The sequence below is a fragment of the Arthrobacter sp. B0316-1-20 genome, from assembly GCF_059091865.1.
On the sequence record NZ_JBNHHC010000016.1, the window covers coordinates 80,235 to 103,355 of the forward strand.

The 23,121-nt window shown below is 67.9% G+C and carries 19 protein-coding genes; 9 read left to right on the plus strand and 10 right to left on the minus strand.

Features of this window, described 5'->3' with window-relative positions:
• From AC5RW2_RS24145 to AC5RW2_RS24155, 3 genes are all read left to right on the plus strand, one after another.
• Positions 1 to 1,473 carry an amino acid ABC transporter substrate-binding protein/permease gene (locus tag AC5RW2_RS24145; RefSeq protein WP_494074713.1) on the plus strand — a complete coding sequence of 491 codons (1,473 nt, stop codon included), beginning with the start codon at positions 1 to 3 and terminating at the stop codon, positions 1,471 to 1,473.
• Entirely contained in the window at positions 1,470 to 2,198 is a 729-nt protein-coding gene (locus AC5RW2_RS24150) for an amino acid ABC transporter ATP-binding protein (RefSeq protein WP_494013817.1), read from the plus strand. The genes AC5RW2_RS24145 and AC5RW2_RS24150 overlap by 4 nt, the downstream gene beginning before the upstream one ends.
• A 138-nt stretch (positions 2,199 to 2,336) precedes the next feature.
• Complete coding sequence (locus tag AC5RW2_RS24155; RefSeq protein WP_493977940.1) at positions 2,337 to 2,669, plus strand: cupin domain-containing protein; 333 nt, start codon at positions 2,337 to 2,339, stop codon at positions 2,667 to 2,669.
• A gap of 70 nt (positions 2,670 to 2,739) precedes the next feature.
• Here AC5RW2_RS24155 and AC5RW2_RS24160 read toward each other — a convergent pair whose 3' ends face one another.
• Complete coding sequence (locus tag AC5RW2_RS24160) at positions 2,740 to 2,937, minus strand: hypothetical protein (protein WP_493999486.1); 198 nt, start codon at positions 2,935 to 2,937, stop codon at positions 2,740 to 2,742.
• 342 nt (positions 2,938 to 3,279) lie between these two features.
• Here AC5RW2_RS24160 and AC5RW2_RS24165 point away from each other — a divergent pair, with 342 nt between their 5' ends.
• Positions 3,280 to 3,744, plus strand: a complete 465-nt coding sequence (locus AC5RW2_RS24165; protein WP_494074714.1) for a hypothetical protein — start codon at positions 3,280 to 3,282, stop codon at positions 3,742 to 3,744.
• 329 nt (positions 3,745 to 4,073) lie between these two features.
• Here the strand turns inward: AC5RW2_RS24165 and glnA are convergent, their stop codons facing one another.
• On the minus strand, positions 4,074 to 5,498 hold the full coding sequence (gene glnA, locus AC5RW2_RS24170; protein WP_493967363.1) for a type I glutamate--ammonia ligase: 1,425 nt from the start codon (positions 5,496 to 5,498) through the stop codon (positions 4,074 to 4,076).
• Between the two features lie 232 nt (positions 5,499 to 5,730).
• On the opposite strand from glnA, the gene AC5RW2_RS24175 reads away from it, so the two are divergent.
• Complete coding sequence (locus AC5RW2_RS24175; protein ID WP_493999487.1) at positions 5,731 to 6,168, plus strand: RDD family protein; 438 nt, start codon at positions 5,731 to 5,733, stop codon at positions 6,166 to 6,168.
• Positions 6,169 to 6,327: 159 nt separating this feature from the next.
• Here AC5RW2_RS24175 and AC5RW2_RS24180 read toward each other — a convergent pair whose 3' ends face one another.
• The 3 genes from AC5RW2_RS24180 to lipB all read right to left on the minus strand — a co-directional run bounded on the left by AC5RW2_RS24180 (position 6,328) and on the right by lipB (position 8,904).
• Positions 6,328 to 7,083: a DUF4191 domain-containing protein gene (locus AC5RW2_RS24180; RefSeq protein WP_493978004.1), complete on the minus strand. Its 756-nt coding sequence runs from the start codon at positions 7,081 to 7,083 to the stop codon at positions 6,328 to 6,330.
• Positions 7,084 to 7,186: 103 nt separating this feature from the next.
• A complete protein-coding gene (gene lipA / locus AC5RW2_RS24185; protein WP_494013821.1) occupies positions 7,187 to 8,191 on the minus strand; it encodes a lipoyl synthase in 1,005 nt (334 codons plus the stop codon).
• On the minus strand, positions 8,188 to 8,904 hold the full coding sequence (lipB, locus tag AC5RW2_RS24190) for a lipoyl(octanoyl) transferase LipB (protein WP_494013822.1): 717 nt from the start codon (positions 8,902 to 8,904) through the stop codon (positions 8,188 to 8,190). Before lipB ends, lipA begins: the two co-directional genes overlap by 4 nt.
• Before the next feature lie 104 nt (positions 8,905 to 9,008).
• Here lipB and AC5RW2_RS24195 point away from each other — a divergent pair, with 104 nt between their 5' ends.
• Together AC5RW2_RS24195 and AC5RW2_RS24200 are read left to right on the plus strand one after the other, a co-directional pair.
• Positions 9,009 to 10,760: a serine/threonine-protein kinase gene (locus tag AC5RW2_RS24195; RefSeq protein WP_494074715.1), complete on the plus strand. Its 1,752-nt coding sequence runs from the start codon at positions 9,009 to 9,011 to the stop codon at positions 10,758 to 10,760.
• A gap of 9 nt (positions 10,761 to 10,769) precedes the next feature.
• Positions 10,770 to 14,273: a S41 family peptidase gene (locus tag AC5RW2_RS24200; protein ID WP_494074716.1), complete on the plus strand. Its 3,504-nt coding sequence runs from the start codon at positions 10,770 to 10,772 to the stop codon at positions 14,271 to 14,273.
• Positions 14,274 to 14,354: 81 nt separating this feature from the next.
• On the opposite strand, the gene AC5RW2_RS24205 is transcribed toward AC5RW2_RS24200, so the two are convergent.
• The 5 genes from AC5RW2_RS24205 to AC5RW2_RS24225 form a co-directional block, all read right to left on the minus strand.
• A complete protein-coding gene (locus tag AC5RW2_RS24205) occupies positions 14,355 to 14,786 on the minus strand; it encodes an OsmC family peroxiredoxin (RefSeq protein WP_493987444.1) in 432 nt (143 codons plus the stop codon).
• Positions 14,787 to 14,960: 174 nt separating this feature from the next.
• Positions 14,961 to 15,311, minus strand: a complete 351-nt coding sequence (locus AC5RW2_RS24210) for a hypothetical protein (protein ID WP_494023225.1) — start codon at positions 15,309 to 15,311, stop codon at positions 14,961 to 14,963.
• 176 nt (positions 15,312 to 15,487) lie between these two features.
• Positions 15,488 to 17,230, minus strand: coding sequence for a 2-oxoglutarate dehydrogenase, E2 component, dihydrolipoamide succinyltransferase (sucB, locus tag AC5RW2_RS24215; protein WP_494074717.1), 1,743 nt, complete (start codon positions 17,228 to 17,230; stop codon positions 15,488 to 15,490).
• A 111-nt stretch (positions 17,231 to 17,341) separates the two neighbouring features.
• On the minus strand, positions 17,342 to 18,724 hold the full coding sequence (lpdA, locus tag AC5RW2_RS24220) for a dihydrolipoyl dehydrogenase (RefSeq protein ID WP_494013827.1): 1,383 nt from the start codon (positions 18,722 to 18,724) through the stop codon (positions 17,342 to 17,344).
• A 181-nt stretch (positions 18,725 to 18,905) separates the two neighbouring features.
• Positions 18,906 to 20,429: a leucyl aminopeptidase gene (locus tag AC5RW2_RS24225; RefSeq protein WP_494013828.1), complete on the minus strand. Its 1,524-nt coding sequence runs from the start codon at positions 20,427 to 20,429 to the stop codon at positions 18,906 to 18,908.
• A 248-nt stretch (positions 20,430 to 20,677) separates the two neighbouring features.
• On the opposite strand from AC5RW2_RS24225, the gene AC5RW2_RS24230 reads away from it, so the two are divergent.
• Together AC5RW2_RS24230 and AC5RW2_RS24235 are read left to right on the plus strand one after the other, a co-directional pair.
• Complete coding sequence (locus AC5RW2_RS24230) at positions 20,678 to 21,679, plus strand: proteasome assembly chaperone family protein (protein ID WP_494013829.1); 1,002 nt, start codon at positions 20,678 to 20,680, stop codon at positions 21,677 to 21,679.
• 33 nt (positions 21,680 to 21,712) lie between these two features.
• Complete coding sequence (locus AC5RW2_RS24235) at positions 21,713 to 23,068, plus strand: MFS transporter (RefSeq protein WP_494025821.1); 1,356 nt, start codon at positions 21,713 to 21,715, stop codon at positions 23,066 to 23,068.
• Positions 23,069 to 23,121 lie beyond the last annotated feature (53 nt).

Consider the following 23,121-nt stretch of genomic DNA (forward strand, 5'->3'; position numbering starts at 1 on the left):
TTGCACACCCTCCAACGCACCGGGCTGGGACGGCGCCTGCTGGCCCTGACCGGACTGCTGGCGGTGCTCTCGCTGGTCTTCGGCGGCAACGCGGCCGCGGCCGCGGCCGCGGCCCAGGCGCCGCAGAGCGCCAGCGGCAAGAGCTACGTCATCGGTACCGACACGACGTTCGCCCCCTTCGAGTTCCGCCAGGGCGGCGAACTGGTCGGCATCGACATGGACCTGCTGCGGGCGATCGCCGAGAACCAGGGTTTCGAGGTGGAAATCCGGTCGCTCGGGTTCGACGCCGCGCTGCAGGCGCTGCAGTCCAACCAGGTGGATGGAGTCATCGCCGGCATGTCCATCACGGACGAGCGCCGGCAGGTCTTCGACTTCTCTGACCCGTACTTCGACTCGGGTGTGCAGATGGCCGTGGCGCAGAGCAACAACGAGATCACCTCGTACGAGGACCTCGCGGGCGAGACGGTCGCGGTCAAGCGCGGCAGCGAGGGTGAAGCCTTCGCCGACTCCATCGCCGAAGAGTACGGTTTCACGGTCAAGCCGCTGGACCAGTCGGCCACCATGTACGACGACGTCAAGGCCGGCAACTCCGTGGCAGTCTTCGACGACTACCCGGTGCTGGCCTACGGCATTGCCCAGAACAACGGGCTGAAGGCCGTCACGGAGAAGGAACGCGGAAGTTCCTACGGCTTCGCGGTCAACAAGGACCAGAACCCCGAACTGATCCAAGCCTTCAACGCCGGCCTGGCCGAGCTCAAGGCCAGCGGCGAATACCAGCAGATCCTGGACAAGTACCTCGCCTCGCCGGAGACTGCCGGGAAGAGCAGCTTCTGGCAGCTGCTGACCGACAGCCTCCCTGCCCTGATGAAGGGCCTGGGACTCACGCTGTTCGCCACGGCGGTCTCGATCATCATCGCCCTGGTCCTGGGCGTCGCCTTCGGGTTCCTGAAGGTATCCCGCCGGATCGTGCTGCGCGGGATCGCGACCACCTACGTGGGCATCTTCCGCGGCACGCCGTTGCTGGTCCAGGCGTTCTTCTTCTACTTCGGCCTGCCGCAGCTGACCGGGGCGCCGATCGACGTCCTCACCGCCGGCGTGCTGACGCTGAGCCTGAATGCCGGCGCCTACATGACGGAGATCGTCCGCGGCGGCATCCAGTCCGTTGATCCAGGCCAGATGGAAGCCAGCCGCAGCCTGGGCCTGGGCTACGTCAAGTCCATGCAGAAGGTCGTGATCCCGCAGGCGGTCAAGATCATGACCCCCAGCTTCATCAACCAGTTCGTCATCACGCTCAAGGACAGCTCCCTGCTCGCGGTCATCGGTTTCGCCGAACTGACCTACCAGGGCCAGCAGATCTACGCCTCCAACTTCCGTACCGGCGAAACGCTGCTGATCGTGGCGGCGTTGTACTTCGTGGTGATCACCGCGCTGATCAAGCTTTCCAACATCCTGGATAAGAGGTTCAACAAGTGAGCAAGATTCACGTCGCCGGACTCAGAAAAAGCTTTGGCAGCAACGAGGTCCTCAAGGGCCTCGACGTCGAGGTGGCCGAAGGCGAAGTCGTCTGCGTGATCGGGCCGTCCGGCTCGGGCAAGTCGACCTTCCTGCGCTGCCTGAACAAGCTGGAGGACATCAGCGGGGGAACCGTGGTGGTTGACGGTTTCGACCTGACCGACCCGAAGGTCGACCTGGACAAGGTGCGCCAGCACATCGGCATGGTCTTCCAACACTTCAACTTGTTCCCGCACAAGTCCGTGTTGGAGAACATCATGCTGGCCCCGGTGGAGCTCAAGAAGCTCGGCAAGGCCGAAGCACGCAGCAAGGCCCTGGAGCTGCTGGAGAGGGTCGGGCTGTCTGAGAAGGCCGACGCCCGCCCGGCCCAGCTCTCCGGCGGACAGAAGCAGCGCGTGGCCATCGCGCGGGCACTGGCCATGAATCCCGACATCATGCTCTTCGACGAGGCCACCAGCGCCCTGGACCCGGAGATGGTGGGGGAGGTGCTGCAGGTCATCAAGGACCTGGCGGCGGAAGGCATGACCATGGTGGTGGTCACCCACGAGATGGGCTTCGCCCGCGAAGTCTCGGACCGCGTCATCTTCATGGCCGACGGCAACATCGTGGAGGAAGGCAGGCCGGAGGCACTCTTCGGCGCCCCGCAGCAGGCACGTACCCAGGACTTCCTGGCCAAGGTCCTCTGAGGTCCTCCGACCGGCCGACGGCGGTGCCCTCCGATGCGCGGGGGGCACCGCCGTCGGGCCCCGCCCTGTAGGTGTGTGGCCGGGAACAGGGCGCCGGGCTAGGCTGAGGCCGGAACCCAACCGAAGGAGGCGCCGGACATGACCGACATCGATGTGCTTGGACGCGAACACCTGGCCGTGGCCGTCGGAGCGCCGCACGGCCGCAGTGCCGCCTTGGTGGCCCAGGACGGTCCGCTGCGCCAGACGGTGTTGGCCTTGAAGGCCGGGGCGGAGCTGGGGGAGCACAACGCCCCGCTGGCCGGCACGCTGCTGGTCTTGGAAGGGGCGGTCACCGTGGTGTCCGCGTCCGGCCGCATGGCCGTCAACCAGAACCAGCTCGCCGTGATCCCGCAGGAGCGGCACTCGGTGGAGGCGTCCGAGGACTCGGTGTTCCTGCTGACAGCCGTCACCGAGACACGCCGGGACAGCTGAACGGCGCCGCCGGGACCCATCGGGACAGCCGAGCAACGCGCCGGGCCTTGCCCGCATGGCGCGTCGCGCGTTACCTGCGCAGCGCGCTGCGGATGATCGCCACCACTCCCGCGAACAGCAGCGCGGTGGCCGTCAGCACCAGCGAATAGGCGACTCCGACGCGCAGGATGACCAGGAACACCAGGAAGGTAACGGCAGCGCCGATGAGCGCGGCCCTGACCGGTCGCGGCGTGCGGCCCTGGGGTGCGGGCTCCCCGCTTTCGCCCATGGGCTTCATTTTGCCACGCCTCGAAGTCACAGCCGAGGCTCTCAGCTGCCATCAGAAAGTGGTGGGGCGAAGAGGCTGTCGACCGGTGGTGGGCACTTTTGGAAGCGCGGGCCGAGATGGCGCGGCTCAATGATCTGCTGAACAGTGCAATCGAGCGCCTTGAGCATTACGGTGGCACTCGGCGTCAGCGAGTACGGTCCGGCGCCACCGAGATAAAAGGCGACTGCACTGGACCGCAGTTTCGTGCCGCGCGCCTCGTGTTAGTGTCGGCCGTTTTAAAGATGCCTTGTATCCTGCTGAGGTATCGACGGAAATCAGCGAGGGCACGAGGTAAGCGGGCACATGTCGGGACCCACACTGACGCTGCGCCCGCTATTCATCACGCGGATAGCCTTTTTCGCGGGTACGTTGCTGTTTCTAATAGTGCTCTTCTTCGAAGTCAAAGCCGGCCCTGGCTCTTCTGGACGCGTGGGGGATCACCCCTTCGGGTCGGTGCCAGATGTCATATTGTTTGTGCTTCTTATGGGCGCCATGCTGCTCACTGGCTGGCGAAACTGGCGGTTGGGTGTGCAAGTATCCGCCGCTGATCTAACAGTGTTCGGAGTCTTTCGGGATCGTACGGTCCCACGGTCCGCAGTCCGGGACATCACCATGAACTCTCTGCTCGTGTGGGAAGGTGCAGATGGGCAGATCCGGACCACGCCGATCACGGCGTTTTTAGAACTGGGTGGCGTGCTTGGCTTCATAGCCCGTCACAACGAGCGGAGTCTCGCGCAATTGCGGGACGAGATCCGACCGAAGAATTGATGGCCCAAGCGATGATGCAGGCACGTGCTGGTGGATTCCCGGGAAGCTTGGTCACGTTTGGCGCTTCATCGCAACCGAGATTGACGCATATGAAATTTCGCAGAAAACGGCAGCACTAACCAGACCTGCGGCATGACTACGCCTCACTGTTGATCGCCTCCGGGGTCGGCGTAAAGGTCATCAGCGGTGCAAAGCCAAGACGACGCGCGACCCGCCTATGCGCAGATGTTTCCGGACAAAGAAGAGTCCGCACGTGCTGCTGTCACCGAAGTGTTGGCAGCTCGTGCGGACTCTGTGCGGACTGGCCCGCGTTTAACCGCGGAATCTAGCTAGCAGCCGTAGTAGAGCTCGAATTCGTACGGGTTCGGGCGGGCGGCCAGCGGCGCAATTTCCTCTTCGCGCTTGTAGGCGATCCAGGTGTCGATCAGGTCCTGGGTGAAGACACCGCCGGCCTGCAGGAACTCGTTGTCCGCCTCCAGTGCCTCGAGCGCTTCCTCCAACGAACCCGGAGCCTTCTGGATGTCCTTGGCTTCCTCGGCGGGCAGCTCGTACAGGTCCTTGTCGATCGGGTCGGCCGGCTCGATTCGGTTCTTGATGCCGTCCAGGCCCGCCATCAGCTGCGCGGCGAAGGCCAGGTAGGGGTTGGAGCTGGGGTCCGGAGCGCGGAACTCGATGCGCTTGGCCTTCGGGTTGGAGCCGGTGATCGGGATGCGGATGCCGGCCGACCGGTTGCCCTGTGAGTAAACCATGTTCACCGGGGCCTCGAAGCCCTTGACCAGTCGGCGGTAGGAGTTGACCGTCGGGTTGGTGAACGCCAGCACGGCGGAAGCATGCTTGAGCAGGCCGCCGATGTACCAGCGGGCGGTGTCGGAGAGGCCGGCGTAGCCCTTCTCGTCGTAGAACAGCGGCTGCCCGCCGGTCCAGAGCGACTGGTGGCAGTGCATGCCGGAGCCGTTGTCGCCGAACACGGGCTTGGGCATGAACGTGGCGGACTTGCCCCAGGCGTCGGCGACGTTTTTGACGATGTACTTGAACTTCAGCAAATCGTCGGCCGCGTGCGTCAGCGTGCTGAACTTGTAGTTGATCTCGGCCTGGCCGGCGGCGCCGACCTCGTGGTGGGAGCGCTCGACCTCGAGGCCGACGGCGTCCAGCTCCACGCAGATCGCGTCGCGCAGGTCCGCCTGCTTGTCGGTGGGGGCCACCGGGAAGTAGCCGCCCTTGACCGGGGTCTTGTACCCCTGGTTCCCGCCTTCTTCCCGCTTCCCGGAGTTCCAGTACGCCTCGACCGAGTCCACCCTGTAGAAGGAATGCTCGGGGCTGGACTGGTAGCGGACGTCGTCGAAAATAAAGAATTCGGCTTCCGGGGCGAAGAACGCGGTGTCGGCGATGCCGGTGGAGGCCAGGTACGCCTCGGCGCGCTCGGCCACGCCGCGGGGGTCGCGGTGGTAGGGGTCACCGGTGCGCGGGTTCACGATGGAGAAGTTCAGCGCCAGCGTCTTCTCGACGCGGAACGGATCGATGAAGGCGGTCGAAACATCCGGGATCAGCTGCATGTCGGACTCGGCGATGCCTTGGAAGCCGCGGATCGAGGAGCCGTCGAAGAGTTGGCCGTTCACGAAGAAGTCCGCGTCAACGGTCTTGGCCGGCACGTTGAAGTGCTGCTGGACGCCGGGCAGATCGGTGAAACGGATATCGACGAACTTAACGTCTTCGTCGGCGATGTACTTGAGGACCTCGTCCGCATTCTTGAACATCGGGTCATGCTCCTTACGCATTCTGGGGGAACCTGCCTCCGCTGTACGGGGCCGGCAACAGTTACAACAATAGGAGCAGGGAATTTCCCGACAGTGTCGCAAGTGTTTCGGGCAGGTTACGAAATCGATGTGCACTGCAAGTTTACCGTCAGTGGCCTTCACGCTTTACCGGCGGGAACTCCGGCCGCCGCCGGGGAAACCCCGTTACAGGCGGGACCGGTAAACTTGAGGGGTGGTAAGCAGACGCGATCTTGGTTCCTGGCTTGAAGGCCCCCCGCAGTCCAACATCCAGAAATGGCCCGGGCAGCGGCTCGGGCTCCCGCAATCCGGGCCCGGCTCGATTGCGCGTCCGGGGCGCCGGTTCGTGGCGCTGCTCATTGACTGGCTCCTGTGCTACGCGATCGCGAACGCCTTCCTGGGCGGAAGCCAGCTGGCCATCCTGGGGGTGTTCGCCGTCGAGCAGCTGCTGCTGGTGGGGACGCTCGGCTACAGTTTCGGCCACCGACTGCTTGGCATCCACGTGCGCAAACTCGACGGCTCCGCCCCCGGCTTGCTGGCCGCCGTCGTGCGCACCGTCCTCCTGTGCCTGGTGATTCCGGCGGTTATTTTCGACCCCGACCAGCGAGGCTTCCACGATCGCGCCATGGGCACCGTGCTGGTGCGCCGCTGAGCCAAGCGTTCCTCGATCGTGCCGTGAGCACCACCGTCCCGGCGCCCCGCTGAGCCGGCGCCTCACTGCAGGCCTCAAGCCTGCTGTCTGGCGCGATGCGTTAAACCCGAAAGGCTGCCGGTGAAACCGGCAGCCTTTCGGGTTTAACGGGCGGGACGCTCAGCGGCCGCGCATGGCCTTGCGGTCCGGGCGGGCCTTGAACGGATCCACGCCCTTGGGGATGGGGAGCTTGTTGCTGCCCAGGGCCGACAGGCGCTTGTCCACGGCGCTGACTTCCTGTTTGGTCAGTTCCTTCTTGAGCTTCTGCACGGTCTTGGCCACCTTGCTCAACTCCACCTGGCCTTCGCCGCGGCCGGTCTCGATCACATGGATCGTGACGTTGGGCAGGATGCGGCGAAGCCTGCGCCGCTCCGACTCGACCAGCTGCCGCACGCGGTGCGAGGGGCCCTCGGTGACCAGCACAATGCCGGGGCGGCCCACGGCGCGGAAGACGGCGTCCTGGGTGCGCGGGTTCACGGCCACCGGCTGGTCCTGCAGGATCCAGCCGCGGCGCAGCACGCTGAGGGCCGCGCCGGAAGCACCGGGCTGGCCCTCGATCTGCGAGAACGCCGCACGTTCGGCGCGCCGCGACAAGATGAAGGTGGCGGCCAGCAGGCCCAGCGGGATGGAGATGATCAGCAGCGTGACCCAGTTGTTGATCAGCAGGCCGATGACCAGGCCGACGGCGACGATGCCGAGGAAGGCCAGCAGCATGAACCAGACAACGTTCGGGTCATTGCGCCGGGTCATCCGGAAGACCTGGCCGATCTGCTTCAGCCGGCCGGGCTGCTTGTTGGCTTTGGAGGGTTTCCCAGCCTTGGGCTTGCGTGAGAAGAGACCCCGCTTCGGGGCGTCGGAATCGGTGCTATGGGCCATAATGTCCAATTCTATCGTGAGCCAGGAGGCACTCGTGCCGTACGCGGACACGGCAGCGGCCCGGCAGCCGGCAGGCTCCCGGACCGCGGTTCCGGCGGTTCAGCTACCGGGCAGCAATCAGCGTGGCGGCTTCCTGGCGGGTGCTGCCGGATTCGCCGATATGGGCGAGCTGGGGCGGGAGCTCCAGGCCCTTCTTGCGCATCGCGGTGGCCCAGAGGCGGCTGGCCCGGTAGGACGAGCGCACCAGCGGCCCGCTCATCACGCCCAGGAAGCCGATGTCCTCGGCCTCCTGGCTTAGTTCCACGAATTCCTCCGGCTTCACCCAGCGCTCCACCGGGTGGTGGCGTTCGGTCGGGCGCAGGTACTGCGTGATGGTCACCAGGTCGCAGCCGGCGGCGTGGAGATCGCGCAGCGCCTCGGAAATTTCTTCGCGGGTTTCGCCCATGCCCAGGATCAGGTTGGACTTGGTCACCATGCCCTGGTCGCGGCCCTGCGTGATGACATCCAGCGAACGCTCATAGCGGAAGGCCGGCCGGATGCGCTTGAAGATCCGGGGCACGGTTTCCACGTTGTGCGCGAATACCTCCGGTTTGGCGTCGCAGATGGCCGTGATGTGTTCGGGCTTTCCGGAGAAGTCCGGAATCAGGATTTCGACGCCGGTGCCGGGGTTGAGTTCGTGGATCTTGCGGATGGTCTCGGCGTAGAGCCACACGCCCTCGTCGGCCAGGTCGTCGCGGGCCACGCCGGTGACGGTTGCGTAGCGCAGGTTCATCTGCTGGACCGACTGGGCCACCTTGGTGGGTTCCAGGATGTCGACGGGGGAGGGCTTGCCCGTATGGATCTGGCAAAAGTCACAGCGGCGCGTGCACTCGGAGCCGCCGATCAGGAACGTCGCCTCGCGGTCTTCCCAGCATTCGAAAATATTGGGGCAGCCTGCCTCTTCGCAGACGGTATGCAGCCCCTCCTTCTTGACCAGGTTCTTCATGCCCACGTACTCGGGGCCCATGTTGACCTTGGCCTTGATCCAGTCCGGCTTGCGCTCAACGGGGGTGGCTGCATTGCGGGCCTCGACGCGCAGCAGGCGGCGTCCTTCAGGGGCGAGCGTCACAACAGGGCTCCTTCGGTCTGGCGGTGGCCAGGGTCGGTGTCGGTGGCCGCGGGGCCGGGGGTGCCGGCCTTGACCAGGGATGTCTCGAACGAGCGGAGTTCTTCCTCCACCCGGTCTGCGATGTCGGCCGGGGCCACGTCCAGCCCGGTCTCGGCCTGGATGGTGGTGGTGCCGGCATCGGTAATGCCGCAGGCAATGATCTGGCTGTAGGGTGCCAAATCGTTCCGGCAATTGAGCGCGAAGCCGTGCATGGTTACCCGGCGGTTGACGCGGATGCCGATGGCGGCGATCTTGCGGGCGGGCCCGCGCTCGTCGGCCTCGATCCAGACGCCGGAGCGGCCCTCCATCCTGGTGCCGGCCACGCCGTAATCGGCGAGCACATTAATCAGGACCTGCTCGAGGATGTCAACGTAGTCGGCCACCCGGGTGGGATCCGGGAGGGCCACGATGGGGTAACCCACCAGTTGGCCGGGGCCGTGCCAGGTCAGTTTGCCGCCACGGTCCACGCTGACCACGGGGGTGCCGTCCAACGGCCGCTCATGGTCTTCGGTCCGCTTGCCGGCGGTGTAGACAGCGCTGTGCTCCAGCAACAACACGGTGCTGGGCGCCGTGCCCGCCACGACTTCGGCGTGCAGCTTGCGCTGCAGCGCCCAGCCTTCTTCATAATCGACGTAGTCAGGGGCGAAGCCCAGCCGAGAAAACTCAAGAGCCATTCAGCAAGACTACGCTCCGGGGGCCGGGCACTGCTATTTGTGTAACGACTCAAGTGCTGTGGATAACTCCTGCGCCCCGCGGCCAAACGGAGTACAAGTGGTCCATGGAAGATGGGCAGACACCCGGGGCGGCCTCCATGGGGCAGGAACCGCCGCGGCCGGCGGCGCCGGGGCTGCACGTGCAGCGGTGGCTGGGCAACGGCGCCTCGGCCTCGGTATGGCTGGTCCGCGACGCGCTGACCCGAACGGAGTATGCACTGAAGGTGCTGTCTGCGCCCACTGTTCCCTCCTCCTCGGACGACGCCGAACGCCCGCGGCCGGGGCCGCGCCCTGCCCGGCACGTATTAGCCGCCGATGAGGGGGAGCCCGCTCCCTGGGCGGTTGCCCCCGAGGGGCAACCGGGGGCCGCGGCCGCTGCCGCCGACCATGAACTATTCCTGTTGGCGGGGGCGCGGCATGAGCACCTGCTGCCCGTCCACGGACAAGTGGCAACCGACCGCGGGCCGGGGCTGCTGCTGGAATATGCTGCCGGCGGCTCGCTCGCGGCGCTCGTCGCCGCCCGCGGCCCGCTGGCCGTGGGCGAGGCCGTGACGATTCTGACTCCGATAGCCCAGGCCTTGGATTACCTGCACGGGACCGGGACCGTGCACGGGGACGTATCGCCCGGCAACGTGCTGTTCACCGCGGTGGGCAAGCCGATGCTGGCCGACCTGGGCGTCGCCCGCGCGCTGGGCAGCGACCGCCCACCGGCGGCGGGCACGCCGGGGTTCGGGGCACCGCGCAGCGGTTCCGGCGGCGGCCGGCTGGATCCCGAGGCGGATATTTATGCGTTGGCAGCCATCGGCTGGTTCGCGCTCACCGGCCGGGTGCCCGGTGCCACCGCGCAGCGGCCGCCACTGGCGGCGTTGGTGCCCGAGGTGCCCGATCCCCTGGTGGCCCTCCTGGAAGACGGACTGGCCGAGAGTGCAGGGGAGCGCCCCTCGGCGGCGGAGTTCGCCCGCCGGGCGATCCGGGCCGCAAAGCCGGAGGCACTGGATTTGACGGCGTCGGCGCATCCTTCCGGTGCCAGCCAGTTGCTGACCCGGCGGCAGGCGGCGGGTAAGGCTGCCGGCCGCCGGGACAGGGGGCCGCTGCCGCCGTTTCCGCGGGCGTCAGCCGGGGCCGGCCGTGGAGGCGGTGCCCGGCCCGCCCCCGGTAGGCGGGCCGCGGCCACGTTGGCGGTCGCCGCGGCCGCGGCGGCAGCGGGCATCCTGTTCGCCCTGGCCGGCAACGTAGCGCCTGCTCCGCCGAGCGATCCGGATGCGGTCTCATCGCCTGGTGGTGGCCGGTCGGTGCAACAGGTGTCCACGGCGCAGCGCGAAGGGCAGGACCCGGCTCCCCCCGAAGCCCGGGTACTGCCGGCGGAACTGGAACGTGCGCTGCGGGGCCGCGATGCGGCGGCGGCCGTGCCGGCCCTGGCCTGGTTGCGCACCGAGGCCGTCAGGACGCGCGACGCAACGCTGCTCAACCGGGTCAATATGCCCGGCACGGCCGTCATGGACACGGACCAAGGCATCATCGCTGCACTGGCAGGCTCCGGCAGTTGGCTCGACGGCTTCGAAACCACGGTGGAGGAGGTAACGGCTGATCCAGCGCCACCAGGCGGAGGGCCACAGGAATGGGTGGCCGCAACCGTCAGCACGTCGGCGTACCGGCAGGTGGCCGCCGACGGCAGCGTGCTGGGACGACGCGCCGAACCCAGCGTGCAACGGGTCCACCTTGAGATGGTGAGGCGGGACGCCGGCTGGCTGATCCAGTCAGTCCGCGAGGCGCCCCGCCGCTCGGATGACCCCGGGGCCAGCACAGGCCGTGACTAAGATCGAGGCATGACTTCATCGAGCTACTTCCGCTACCCGCACGTGCACGGCGATCTGGTCACGTTCGTCGCTGAGGACGACGTGTGGGTCGCCCCCCTTGCCGGCGGCCGGGCGTGGCGTGTCTCGTCGCTGCAACTGCCGGCCCGGAATCCGAGGTTCTCGCCGGACGGGCAGCACCTGGCCTGGAGCGTGGTGCAGGCCAGCGCCCCCGAGGCCGTCACGGCGTCGGTCGACGGCGGGGGATTCCGCCAACTGACCTACTGGGGGCACGCCAGCACGAAGGTAAAAGGATTCACTCCGGCGGGCCACGCCCTGGTGACGAGTTCCTTCGAACGCGAAGAATCACGTCACACCTGGGCCTACGCTGTGCCGCTGGACGGTTCGGACGCCCGGGTCCTGCCCTATGGGCCCGTCGACTCAATCGCGTTCGGGCCGGAACTCGGCGACGAGCGTCCGGTCGTGGTCGGCAGCGTGCTCTCGCGCGAACCGGCGTGGTGGAAGCGGTACCGCGGCGGAACGGCCGGCAAACTGTGGATCGACCGGGACGGCGGCGGCGAGTTCGGGCGCCTGGCGGCCGAACTCGACGGCAACCTGGCAGACCCGATGTGGATCGGCAACCGGATCGCGTTCCTGAGCGATCACGAAGGTTACGGCAACCTGTATTCGGTGGGGCCGGACGGAACAGGCCTGCGCCGGCACACCGACCACGACGGTTTCTACGTCCGCCATGCCGCGACGGACGGCACGCGCGTGGTCTTCGAGTCCGCCGGCGAACTCTGGATCCTGGACTCCCTCGATTCCGCGGACGCGGCCCGCCGGCTTGAGATCACGCTGGGCTCGGCATCCACGAGCCGCCGCAGCCGCCCGCTCGACGTGTCAAAGCACCTGGCCTCCGCCGTGCCGAATCCCAAGGGAACCGCCTCCGTCATCGAAACGCACGGCACGGTGCACTGGCTGACCCACCGGGACGGCCCGTCGCGCGCTGTGGAATCGACGCCCGGCGTCCGCGCCCGGCTCGCGCGGCCCCTCGGCGACACGCGGGTGGTCTATGTCGCGGACCACGACGGGGAAGAAGCCCTCTACATCCGCCAGGTCTTCGAACAGCTGTCCCGGGCCGACCAGCCTGCTCCCGCGGCAGCCGTGCCGGCCCCCGCCGAACCGGAGCCCGACGGCTTGCCGCGCCCGGTGTCGGCCTCCGCCGTCGTCCATCCGACCCAGTCCCAGCCCATCGTGGAGGTGCGGTCCGGCGGAAGGCAAGGCGGCGGCGGAAGCGGCGGCCGGGAACCGGACGCCCGTTCGGCTGAGGCGCTGGAGCCGCAGCAATTGCGCCGCGTGGAGCTGCCCGGCCCGGACCGGGTGAGCGCGCTTGCCGCCAGTCCGGACGGCAAGCTGGCGGCAGTGGCCACCGAATACGGCCTGGTACTGGTCCTGGACGCCGAAAGCGCGCAGCTCCGCCGGCTCTCCGAAACCGACCACGGGGCGATCAGCGAGCTGGTCTTCTCGCCGGATTCCCGCTGGATCCTGTGGGCCGAGCCCGTGACAGCGGAGGGCACCCGCACGCGTCTCCGGCTGGCCCGGGCCGACGGCACCGGCGGGATCGTCGACGTGACCGACGGACGCTTCCGCGACCATGGTCCGGCGTTCACCCCGGACGGCAAGTTCGCCGCGTTCCTCTCCGAACGGAGCTTCGATCCGGTCTATTCCACCCACAGCTTCGACCTGGGTTTTCCCGAATCGACCAAGCCGTTCCTGGTGGCCCTGGCCGCCGCCACGTCTTCGCCGTTCGGTCCGTCGGTGCACGGCACGCTGCCGGACGCGCCGCCGTCGGCCGGGAAGGATCACGACGGACCCCCGAACGGGGAGGACCAGGCCACGCCCGCCGTCGCCGACATGGTGGTGGACGCCGAACGGCTGGGAGAGCGGATCATCCCGGTCCCGGTCCGGCAGGGCCGCCACACCGACCTCAGCGCGGTAGACGGAGCCCTGCTGTGGCTGGCCAGCGACCCCGCCGGCGTCACCGGAGAAGGCCGCGCGTCGGCGGAAGAGCCGGAGCAGTCCCAGCGGCTGGAGCGGTTCGACCTCTCCCGCCGGGAGGTTTCCGTGCTGGTGCCGGCGCTGGACTCCTACGAGGTGTCCCAGGACCGCAAGCGGATCGTGTACGTGCACAAGGCGCAGGTCAAGGCCGTGCCGGCCGCCGGGAAGGTCGACGACGACTCGCCCGAGAGCGTGCAGGTCGACCTGGGCCGGATCCGGGTCACCCTCGAACCGCTCAAGGTCTGGGGCCAGGCGTTCGACGAGGCCTGGCGGCTGCAGCGCGACTTCTACTGGGCCGAGGACCTGGCCGGGCTGGACTGGCAAGGCGTCTACGACCGTTACCGGCCCCTGGTCGAGCGGCTTGGATCCCACGACGACCTGGTGGACCTGCTCTGGGAGCTGCACGGCGAACTCGGCACCTCGCACGCCTACGTTTCGCCCCCGCCGGTCGCGGAGCCCGGCTCCGGCAAACAGGGACGGCTCGGCGCCGACCTGGCACGGACCGAGGCGGGCTGGACCGTGCAGAAGATCCTCGCCGGAGAATCGTCGGATCCGCTGGCGCTGTCTCCGCTGACTGCTCCGGGCGCAGCCGTCGACCCGGGGGACGTGATCGCGGCGGTGGACGGCATCCCCGTGGACCCGCTGGCAGGCCCTGCGCCGCTGCTGGCCGGCGCGGCCGGCAAGACGGTCGAACTGACCATCGTCAACGGGGCGGGCAGCCCGGAAGCCGGCCTGCAGCGGCGAATCGCGGTGATCCCCATCCGCGACGAAGAGCGGCTCCGGTACCAGAACTGGGTCTCGGGGAACCGCCGCAATGTCCGCGAGGCATCGAACGGACGCTTCGGATACCTCCATATCCCGGACATGGTGGCGCGCGGCTGGGCACAACTCCACCGCGACCTGGATGTGGAGACCGCCAAGGACGCGCTCGTCATCGACGTACGGCGCAACCGCGGCGGCCATACCTCCCAGCTGGTTGCCGAGTTGATCGGCCGCAAGGTCACCGCCTGGAACCTCGCCCGCGGCGAGCAGCCGGGCACGTACCCGGCCCACGCGCCCCGGGGCCCAGTCGTCGTCCTCACCGATGAATACGCCGGGTCCGACGGCGACATCATCACCCAGGTGAGCAAGCTGCGCGGGATTGGTCCCGTAGTCGGGACCCGGACGTGGGGCGGGGTGGTCGGCATCGACGCGAAGTTCTCGCTGGCCGACGGAACCGGCGTCACGCAGCCGCGGTACGCGTTCTGGTTCACCCAGGGCGTGGGCTGGGGCGTGGAGAACTACGGGGTGGACCCGGACATCGAGGTGCCGTTCCCGCCGCACGCGTACGGGGCGGGGGAGGACCCGCAGCTGGAGCACAGCGTCGGCATCCTCAAGGAGATGCTGGGCGAGCTGCCGACCGACCAGCCGCCGGCGCGGGCCGGTTATCCCGTGCTGCGCCCCGGACCGCTGCCGCCGCGTCCGCAGGATGTGCGTTGACCTTCGCCTGGGCGCACCGGGCGTGAACGGAAGAACCCCGGCGCATCCAAGATGCGCCGGGGTTCTTCGGTCTGTTCGGGATTAGCCGGCCAGGGTGGCATCAATCGTGATGCTCGGGACGGAGGCCAGGGCGCCGGAGACAGGACAGGTGTCCTTGGCGCCGGAGGCCAGGCGCTGGAAGTCGTCCTCGCTGATCCCGGGCACGGTCGCGTTTACGGTCAGGCGAATCTCGGTGATGCCGGTGCCCGGCACGAAATCCACGGCCGCCGAGGTTTTAATGCTCTCGGCTGTGGTCCCGTTTTCCTTGAGCATGTTGCTGAACTGCATGGAGTAGCAGGTGGCGTGGGCGGCAGCCAGCAGTTCTTCGGGGCTGGTCTTTCCCTCGGACTGGTCCGCACGTGCCTTCCAAGTGACATCGTAAGTGCCGATCCCGGACGTTTCGAACGTAGTCTGGCCGGCGCCGCTAAACAGGTCGCCGTTCCACTCGGTGCTGGCAGAACGTGTTGTAGCCATATGTCCTCCTTGGTCGATCTCGGATGAGTTCCATGCCGGCCCGGCCGCGGGCGGCCGGCGCCGTCCTTTTCATACTAGGGGAGTTGCCGCGGACTGTCCGGGCGGCACCGGGTTAAGCCACAGCGGCCGGCCCCGGAGCCCGGGACCGGCCGCAGCGTCAGGAGCTTTGGAAAGTCAGTTCCACAAGGTCGCGATGGCGACGTTCAGCAGCGCCAGGCCGCCCACCGAGTGGGCCAGGCCGGTGGAAATCGGTTCGCCGGCCTTGTACTTGCGGCGGCCGATGAACGCGAGGACGCCCACGACGAGCCCGATGACCAGCTTGATGGTCAGCTTCACGTAGTCGGCGTCCATGTCCAGGGCCGGAATCAGGCCCATCATGATGACGCCGGTAATCAGCTGGAGGGCTGCGCCGTCGAACTGGCGGGGGTGGACGGTGGGCTTCTTCATGTTGCCTATCCAGATGCCGACGATCATGGCGGCACCGACGATGTGCAGGAAGACGAAAATGCTGTAAAGGATGTCCATGGGCCCAGCTTATCGGCCGGGGAGGCACGCAGATCCGCGCCATGCCGCGGCGGGACGGGTATTTCTACCTGGCGTAGTAGCGGCTGGCGGGCCGAGGGGACAAAGCACAGCGGCGGGCTGCGTCCACTGGGAACGCAGCCCGCCGCTCATCCGTGCGTCGCGCGGGGCAGGCCGGGCTAGAGGCCCAGGTCCGCCTCGAACTGTCCGGCTTCCAGACGCGCCCGCAGCGTCTGCAGGAAACGGCCGGCATCCGCGCCGTCGACCAAACGGTGGTCGTAGGTCAGGGACAGATACATCATCGAGCGGATGGCGATCGAATCGTCGCCGTTCTCATCCTGGACAACCATGGGCCGCTTGACGATGGCGCCGGTACCGAGGATTCCCACCTGCGGCTGGTTGATGATCGGAGTGTCGAACAGGGCGCCGACGCTGCCGATGTTGGTGATCGAGAAGGTACCGCCGGAGAGCTCGTCGGGAGCGATCTTGTTGCTGCGGGTACGGGCGGCAACATCGGCGATCTTGCCCGCCAGGCCGGCCAGGTTCAGGCTGCCGGCGTCATTGATCACCGGGACCAGCAGGCCCTTGTCGGTATCCACCGCAATCGCCAGGTGCTCTGCGTTGTGGTAGGTGATCTCCTGCTTTTCCTCGTCGTACTCGGCGTTCAGCTTCGGATGCTGCTTGAGCGCCTCCGCGACGGCCTTGGCGATGAAGGGCAGGTACGTCAGCTTGACGCCGTTTTGCTCCTGGAAGGACTTCTTGGCACGCTCGCGCAGCTTGGCCACCTTGGTCATGTCGACCTCGTGGACCTGGGTGAGCTGGGTGGAAGCGTCCAGCGATTCGCGCATCCGGCGGGCGATCACCTGGCGGATCCGCGGTGCCTTCTCGACGGTGCCGCGCTTGGCCGAGGCCGCGGCGTCCGCCGGAGCCTTCGCGGCGGCTGCCGGTGCTGCGGCCGGTTTGGCGGATTCGGCCGCCTCCAGCACGTCCTGCTTGCGGATGCGTCCGCCCACGCCGGTGCCCTTGACGTTGGACAGGTCCACGCCGTGCTGGTTGGCCAGCTTGCGGACCAGCGGGGTGACGTAGCCGGCGTCCGGGCCCGCGGCGGGCTCGGCGGCGGCCGGAGCCTCGGCCTTGGGGGCTTCGGCCTTGGGAGCCTCGGCCTTCGGGGCTTCGGCGGCCGGCTGTTCGGCGGACGGTTCAACCACCGGGGCTTCGCGTTCCTCGGCAGGCGCGGCGGCCACCGGCTCGGCTTCCTTCGGCTCCGCCTTGGCGGGGCCGGCGCCGGTGCCGATGATGGCAAGCACCGAACCGACCTCTGCGGTCTCATCCTCGGCGACCTTGATCTCCTGGACCGTGCCGGCCACCGGGGACGGAATCTCCGTGTCTACCTTGTCGGTGGAGACCTCGAGCAGCGGCTCATCGACCTCGACCGTGTCGCCCACCTGCTTCAGCCAGCGGGTGACCGTGCCCTCGGTCACGCTCTCGCCCAGGGCCGGGAGGGTGACTTCGGTGCCTTCGCCGGAACCGGCGGCGGGCGCCTCCTCGGCGGGGGCTTCCTGCCGGGGCTCCTCCTGCTTCGGGGCCTCCTGTGCTGGGGCTTCCTCGGCGGGGGCTTCCTGCTGGGGGGCTTCAGCCTCCTGCTGCGCCGCCGGCGCTTCTTCGGCGGTCTCGCCGGAGCCGGAACCGTCGCCAATCCGCACCAGCGGGGCTCCGACGTCGGCGGTTTCGTCTTCGGCGACCAGGATCTCTTCGATCACGCCGGCTACCGGAGAGGGGATCTCGGTGTCGACCTTGTCGGTGGAAACCTCGAGCAGGGGTTCGTCGACTTCGACCCGGTCGCCGACCTGTTTCAGCCAGCGAGTGACAGTGCCTTCGGTGACGCTTTCACCGAGGGCGGGCAAGTTCACGGTTTCAGACATGTGGTGCCCGTTCTCCTTTGAGTCTATTTTCCGGCCTGGCCGGTACATCGAGTCTTGTCTTGAGCCTAGTGCACCCGCCCGGCGGGGACGGGTGCACCAGGAGAGGGCCTGTTAGCCGTGCAGCGGGCGGCCGGCCAGCGCCATGGCGGCCTCGCCGAGGGCCTCGTTCTGCGTGGGGTGCGCGTGGATGAGCGCCGCGACGTCCTCCGGGTAGGCTTCCCAGCTGACGATCAGCTGGGCCTCGCCGATCTGCTCGCCGATGCGGCCGCCGATCATGTGCATGCCCACAATGGGGCCGTCCTTTTCGCGGACCATCTTGATCATGCCGCTGGTGCCCAGGATCGAGCTCTTGCCGTTGCCGGCCAGGTTGTACTCGACGGTCTCCACGTTGTCCTTGCCGAACTTCTCCTCGGCCTGCGGCTGGTTGAGGCCGACGGAGGCAATCTCCGGATCGCAGTAGGTGACCTTCGGGATGTTGATGTCTTCGATGAGGGCCGGCTTGTTGCCGGCAATCTCCTCGGCCACGAAGATGCCCTGCTGGAATCCGCGGTGGGCCAGCTGGACGCCGGGGACAATGTCGCCGACGGCGTAGATGTTGCCGACACCGGTGTGCAGCCGCTCGTTGGTGATCACGAAGCCGCGGTCAACCGTGAGGCCGGCTTCCTCGAAGCCCAGGCCCGCGGTGCTCGGTCCGCGCCCGACGGCAACCAGCATCAGGTCGGCTTGGAACGTCTTGCCGTCGGCCAGGGTGACCACCACGCCGTCGTCGTTCTGTTCCACCTTTTCGAAGAACACGCCGGTGTTGAACTTGATGCCGCGCTTCTTGAACGCGCGCTCCAGCTGCTTGATGATCGCCGGGTCCTCGTTGGGCACCAGCGAGGGCAGGCCCTCGACGATGGTGACGTCAACGCCGAACGAGTTCCATACCGAGGCGAACTCGACGCCGATGACGCCGCCGCCGAGCACCACGGCGCTCTTGGGCAGGGTGTCCATCTTCAGGGCATGGTCGGACGTGATGACCTTGCCGCCGATTTCCAGGCCCGGGAGGGTCTTGGAGTAGGAGCCGGTGGCCAGGACGATGTTCTTGCCCTTGTAGGCGGTGCCGCCGACCTCGATGGTGTCCTTGCCGACGAGCTTGCCTTCGCCTTCGATGACGGTGATGCCCTTGGACTTCACCAGGCCGGTCAGGCCCTTGAACTTCCCGGCGATGACACCGTCCTTGTAGGCATTGACGGCAGCCATGTCGATGGAATCGAGGCTTACGTTCACGCCGTACTTCGCGGCGTCCTTGGCGTGGTCGGCCAGCTCGGCCGAGTGCAGCAGCGCCTTGGTGGGGATGCAGCCGTTGTGCAGGCAGGTGCCGCCGAGCTTGCCCTTTTCCACCAGACCGACGCTGAAGCCCAGCTGCACGGCGCGGAGGGCAGCGGCATAACCGCCGCTGCCGCCGCCGAGGATCAGGATGTCGAATTCTTGCGCTGTTGCCGAATCGGCCACGTGAACGCTCCCTCGCGTGTTCGCAACGTGTGGTGACACGTCGATGAGTTGATTGGGGTTGACGAACGAAGTTGGTTGGGTCTCACCTTAGCCCTCCCGCATACCATCATCTAGTTGGTGACGGCCCCAACAGGCCGGATTGTGTGCGGATTCACGCGGGCGCGCTCCGAGGCGCGGGCCTTTAGGAGCTGCGGGCCACTACATCCTCGGCGTAGGCCACCAGCGTGCGGACGGCGACGCCGGTGCCCTCCTTCGGGGTGTAGCCGTGCGGGGATCCTTCGTTGAAGGCCGGGCCGGCAATGTCGAGGTGGGCCCACGGGATGCGCGCGCCGCCGGATTCGCCCACGAACTCGCGCAGGAAGATCGCGGCCGTCAGCATGCCGCCGTACTTGTCGCCCATGTTGGACAGGTCTGCCACCTGCGAGTCCAGGCTGGGACGAAGTTCCTCCGGCAACGGCATCGGCCAGAACAGTTCCCCCGCCCGGTCGGCGGCGGCCTTGACGGCATCGCGCACGGGTTCGTCGCCCATGACCGCGGCCACCCGGCTTCCCAGCGCGACCATCTGCGCACCCGTCAGGGTGGCGACGTCCAGCAGGACGTCGGGATGTTCCTCGCTGGCGGCGGCCAGTCCGTCGGCCATGACCAGCCGGCCTTCGGCGTCGGTGTTGAGCACTTCCACCGTCTTGCCGCCGTACATGGTTAGTACGTCGGAGGGCCGGGACGCGGTGCCGGACGGCATGTTCTCCGCCAGGCAAAGCCACGCCGTGGCCTTCACCGGCAGTCCCAGCTCGGCGATCGCCAGGACGGCGTTCAGCACCACCGCCGCGCCTGCCATGTCGCACTTCATGGTCATCATGCCGGTGGCGGGCTTGAGCGAGAGGCCGCCGGAGTCGAAGGTGATGCCCTTGCCCACGAAGGCGAGCTTCGCCTTGGCCCGGACCGGCGCGTATTCGACCTTGACCAAGCGGGGCGGGCGGCTGGATCCCTTGCCGACGCCGGTCAGGCCCCCGTAACCGTCTTTCGCCAGCCGACCCTCGTCCAGGACGGTGACCTTGACTGGCAGGTTCCGGGCCATCTGGGTGGCAGCCTCGGCGAACGTCTCCGGGTACAAGTGGCTCGGCGGCTGGTTGACCAGGGAGCGCGTCGCATTGACCGCCCGTCCCAGCACCGAGGCCCGCTTGAGTGCCTTCGCCAGTTCCTTGTCGCCGGCAACCGGCGTGATGACGGTGGCTTCCGCCACCGGGCCGCGGGCCCCGGCCGCCCGGGTGCGGTGATCGCTGAAGTCATAGGCGCCCAGGGCGGCGCCTTCGGCGACAGCCGCCGCTTCGGCCACTGTTCCGGCCGGCAGGCCGAGTGCCACCGAGCGGACCCCGGCCAGTTGGCGCACCGCCGAGCCGGCGGTGCGGCGCAGGGTTTCTTCCGTCAACGCCTGCCCGGGCAGCAGCTTCCCGACGCCGGCCAGCACCACCACGTCCGCCCCGGCCCCGGGCAGCCCCGGCAGGCGGTGGACCTGGTCGGCCGCCCCGGTGACGCCGAGCAGCGGAAGGGAGTCCTGCAGCGACTTCGAGGCCTTGGCCGGCAGCGGATTCTCCAGCAGGACCGGACCGTCTCCGTCCTGCCCGACCGCAATGACGAGGGCGGCTGACTTGGCCTTTTTGACATCCTTGGCAATGGCGCTGAGCTTGAGCTCGGTCGTGGGGATCACGCAGATCTGTCCTAACTTCTCCTACAGCCGGCCGGCCGGACGGGTGGTGCCCGCCGCCGCTCACCGGTTGCTTACCGTTGTGTCTACAGTAGTTCCAGCAGGAATGAGCCTTTGAAAAGGTTGGCCGGAACAGGGCCTGCACCTGTCGATCGTAGTCTCTCCGCACCGGATGCGGTGCCGCGCACGCGCTGTCCGGCCCGCGGGCCGGAATTTTTCCGCCCGCCCGGGCGCTGAACACTGCGAGAGGCATGCACGGCAGGGAAAGAGACGATGCCGGAACGGAGGGCACATTGCTGGATCCACGGTCGCTGATGTCGACCAACGCGGAGTTGTTCGACTCGCCTGAGCTGCGCGGGCTTGATCTCGTCATGGGATTCACCGGTGCTGCGGAAGCCGGCCACGTGGTGGAGCAGATCGGCGACGAGCTGCTCGACGGGCTCGACGCACAACTGGTCGCCTCCTTCGACGCCGACCAACTGGTGGACTACCGCAGCAGGCGGCCCCGCATCACCTTCGCCGGCGACCGTTTCACCGACTACGAAGCCCCCGCCATCGAGCTGTACCGGCTGGTCGACGGGCTCGGCACTCCGTTCCTGCTGTTGACCGGCCCCGAACCCGACTACCAGTGGGAGCGGTTCTCCCGTGCGGTCGTCTGGGTGGCGAACCGGCTCCAGACGCGGCTGGTCGCGTGGGTCCAGTCGCTGCCCATGCCGGTGCCCCACACCCGCCCGATCGGCGTGACCGTCCACGGCTCGCGGCAGGACCTGATCGACGGGATCACCAGCTGGAAACCCCAGGCGGAGCTGCAGGCCGGCATCGGCCCGCTGCTGGAAGTGCGCCTCGCAGAGGCCGGGCGCGACGTCGTCGGCTATTCCATCCACGTGCCCCACTACCTGTCCGACGCCCAGTACCCGCCTGCCGCCGTCGCGGCGCTGGAGTACATCGGTGCCGCCACCTCGCTGACGTTGCCCACAGACCGGCTGCGCGAGACCGGACGCGAGGTGGAAAGCCAGATCGACCGGCAGGTACAGGACTCCGCGGACGTCCAGCGCGTCGTCGGCCGGCTGGAAGAGCGGTACGACGAGTACGCGGGGCATGAAGAGCGCCGCTCGCTGCTGGTCAAGGACAACGAAGAGCTTCCCGACGCCGACGAGATCGGCGCGGCGGTGGAGGCCTTCCTGGCCACTCAGCCTGCCACCGACGACGACGGCGCCGAAGGAGCCTCCACGGGGTCCGGCGACGCCGATTAGTCCCGCGCCCCGGACCGTGGGCAAGATGGAGCAATGGATTCGCGGCGTGCTTGGTGGGTGTGGGGGAGCGGGATATTCGCCTACTTGGTGGCGATCACCCAGCGGACCTCCTTCGGCGTAGCAGGGCTGCAGGCCACCGAGCGCTTTGACGCCACCGCCGCCGCGTTGTCGACGTTCACCGTGGTGCAACTGGTGGTGTACGCGGGCCTGCAGATCCCCGTCGGCCTCATGGTGGACAAATACGGGCCCCGGATAATGGTGGCCGGAGGGGCCGTGCTGATGCTGGCCGGGCAAACCGCCCTGGCCTTCGCGTCCTCCGTCCCCGAAGGGCTGGCCGGACGCGTCCTCGTCGGTGCCGGCGACGCGATGACCTTCGTGTCGGTGCTGCGGCTGCTGCCCAGTTGGTTCAGCGGGAAGCACATTCCGTTGCTGACCCAGTTAACCGGCCAGCTGGGCCAGATCGGCCAGCTCATCAGCGTCATCCCGTTCGTGGCCATCCTTAACCTGGCGGGTTGGACGCCGGCTTTCCTCTCTGTTGCCGCGCTCTCCGCGGTGGCCTTCGTCCTTGCCCTCGCAGTGGTCCGCAACGAGCCGGGACCCCGGCGGACAGCCCCGCAGCCGACCCTCCGCCAGACCGGCGCGTCGCTCGCCGAAGCGTGGCGGGAACCGGGTACGAGACTGGGACTGTGGACTCATTTCACGGTCCAGTTTCCCGCGAACGTGTTCATGCTCATGTGGGGTTACCCGTTCCTGGTGTCGGCCCAAGGCCTGACTCCGACGGAAGCCTCGGTGCTGATGACGGCAGCGGTCATGACCTCCTTCGTCGCCGGCCCGTTGCTGGGCCGCTGGGTGGGCCGGCATCCCCTCCGGCGCTCCACCATGGCCCTGCTGATCGTGGGGGCCATGTCGGCGGCCTGGCTGTGCGTCCTGGTTTACCCGGGCCCGGCACCGTTTTGGCTGCTCCTGCTGCTGGTCATGGCCGTGGCCGTCGGCGGCCCGGGTTCCATGATCGGCTTCGACTTCGCCCGGACCTTCAATCCGCTCAGCCGCGCCGGAACGGCCACCGGGATTGTCAACGTCGGCGGCTTCATCTCGGCGCTGCTGGTGATGCTCGGCATGGGCGTGGTGCTCGATGCCCTGCTGGCCAGCGGGTTCTCGCAGGGCGACCTGTACGCGCTGGACTCGTTCAAGCTGGCCTTCAGCCTCCAGTTCCTCTTCCTGATCGCGGGCACGCTGGCGATGCTGGCCGTGCGCAAACGCGTGCGCACCCGGATGTCGCACGGCGGGATTACCGTGCCGCCGCTGCGCGATGCGCTCGCACGGGAGCGCCGCCGGCGGCGCGAACGGATCCGGGAAAGCAGGGGGAACGGCGGAACCCGGGGCGGCTAAGCACCCTCCCTCCACCGTTGAGCACCCTTCCTCCACCTGGGCTTCGGAAGGGC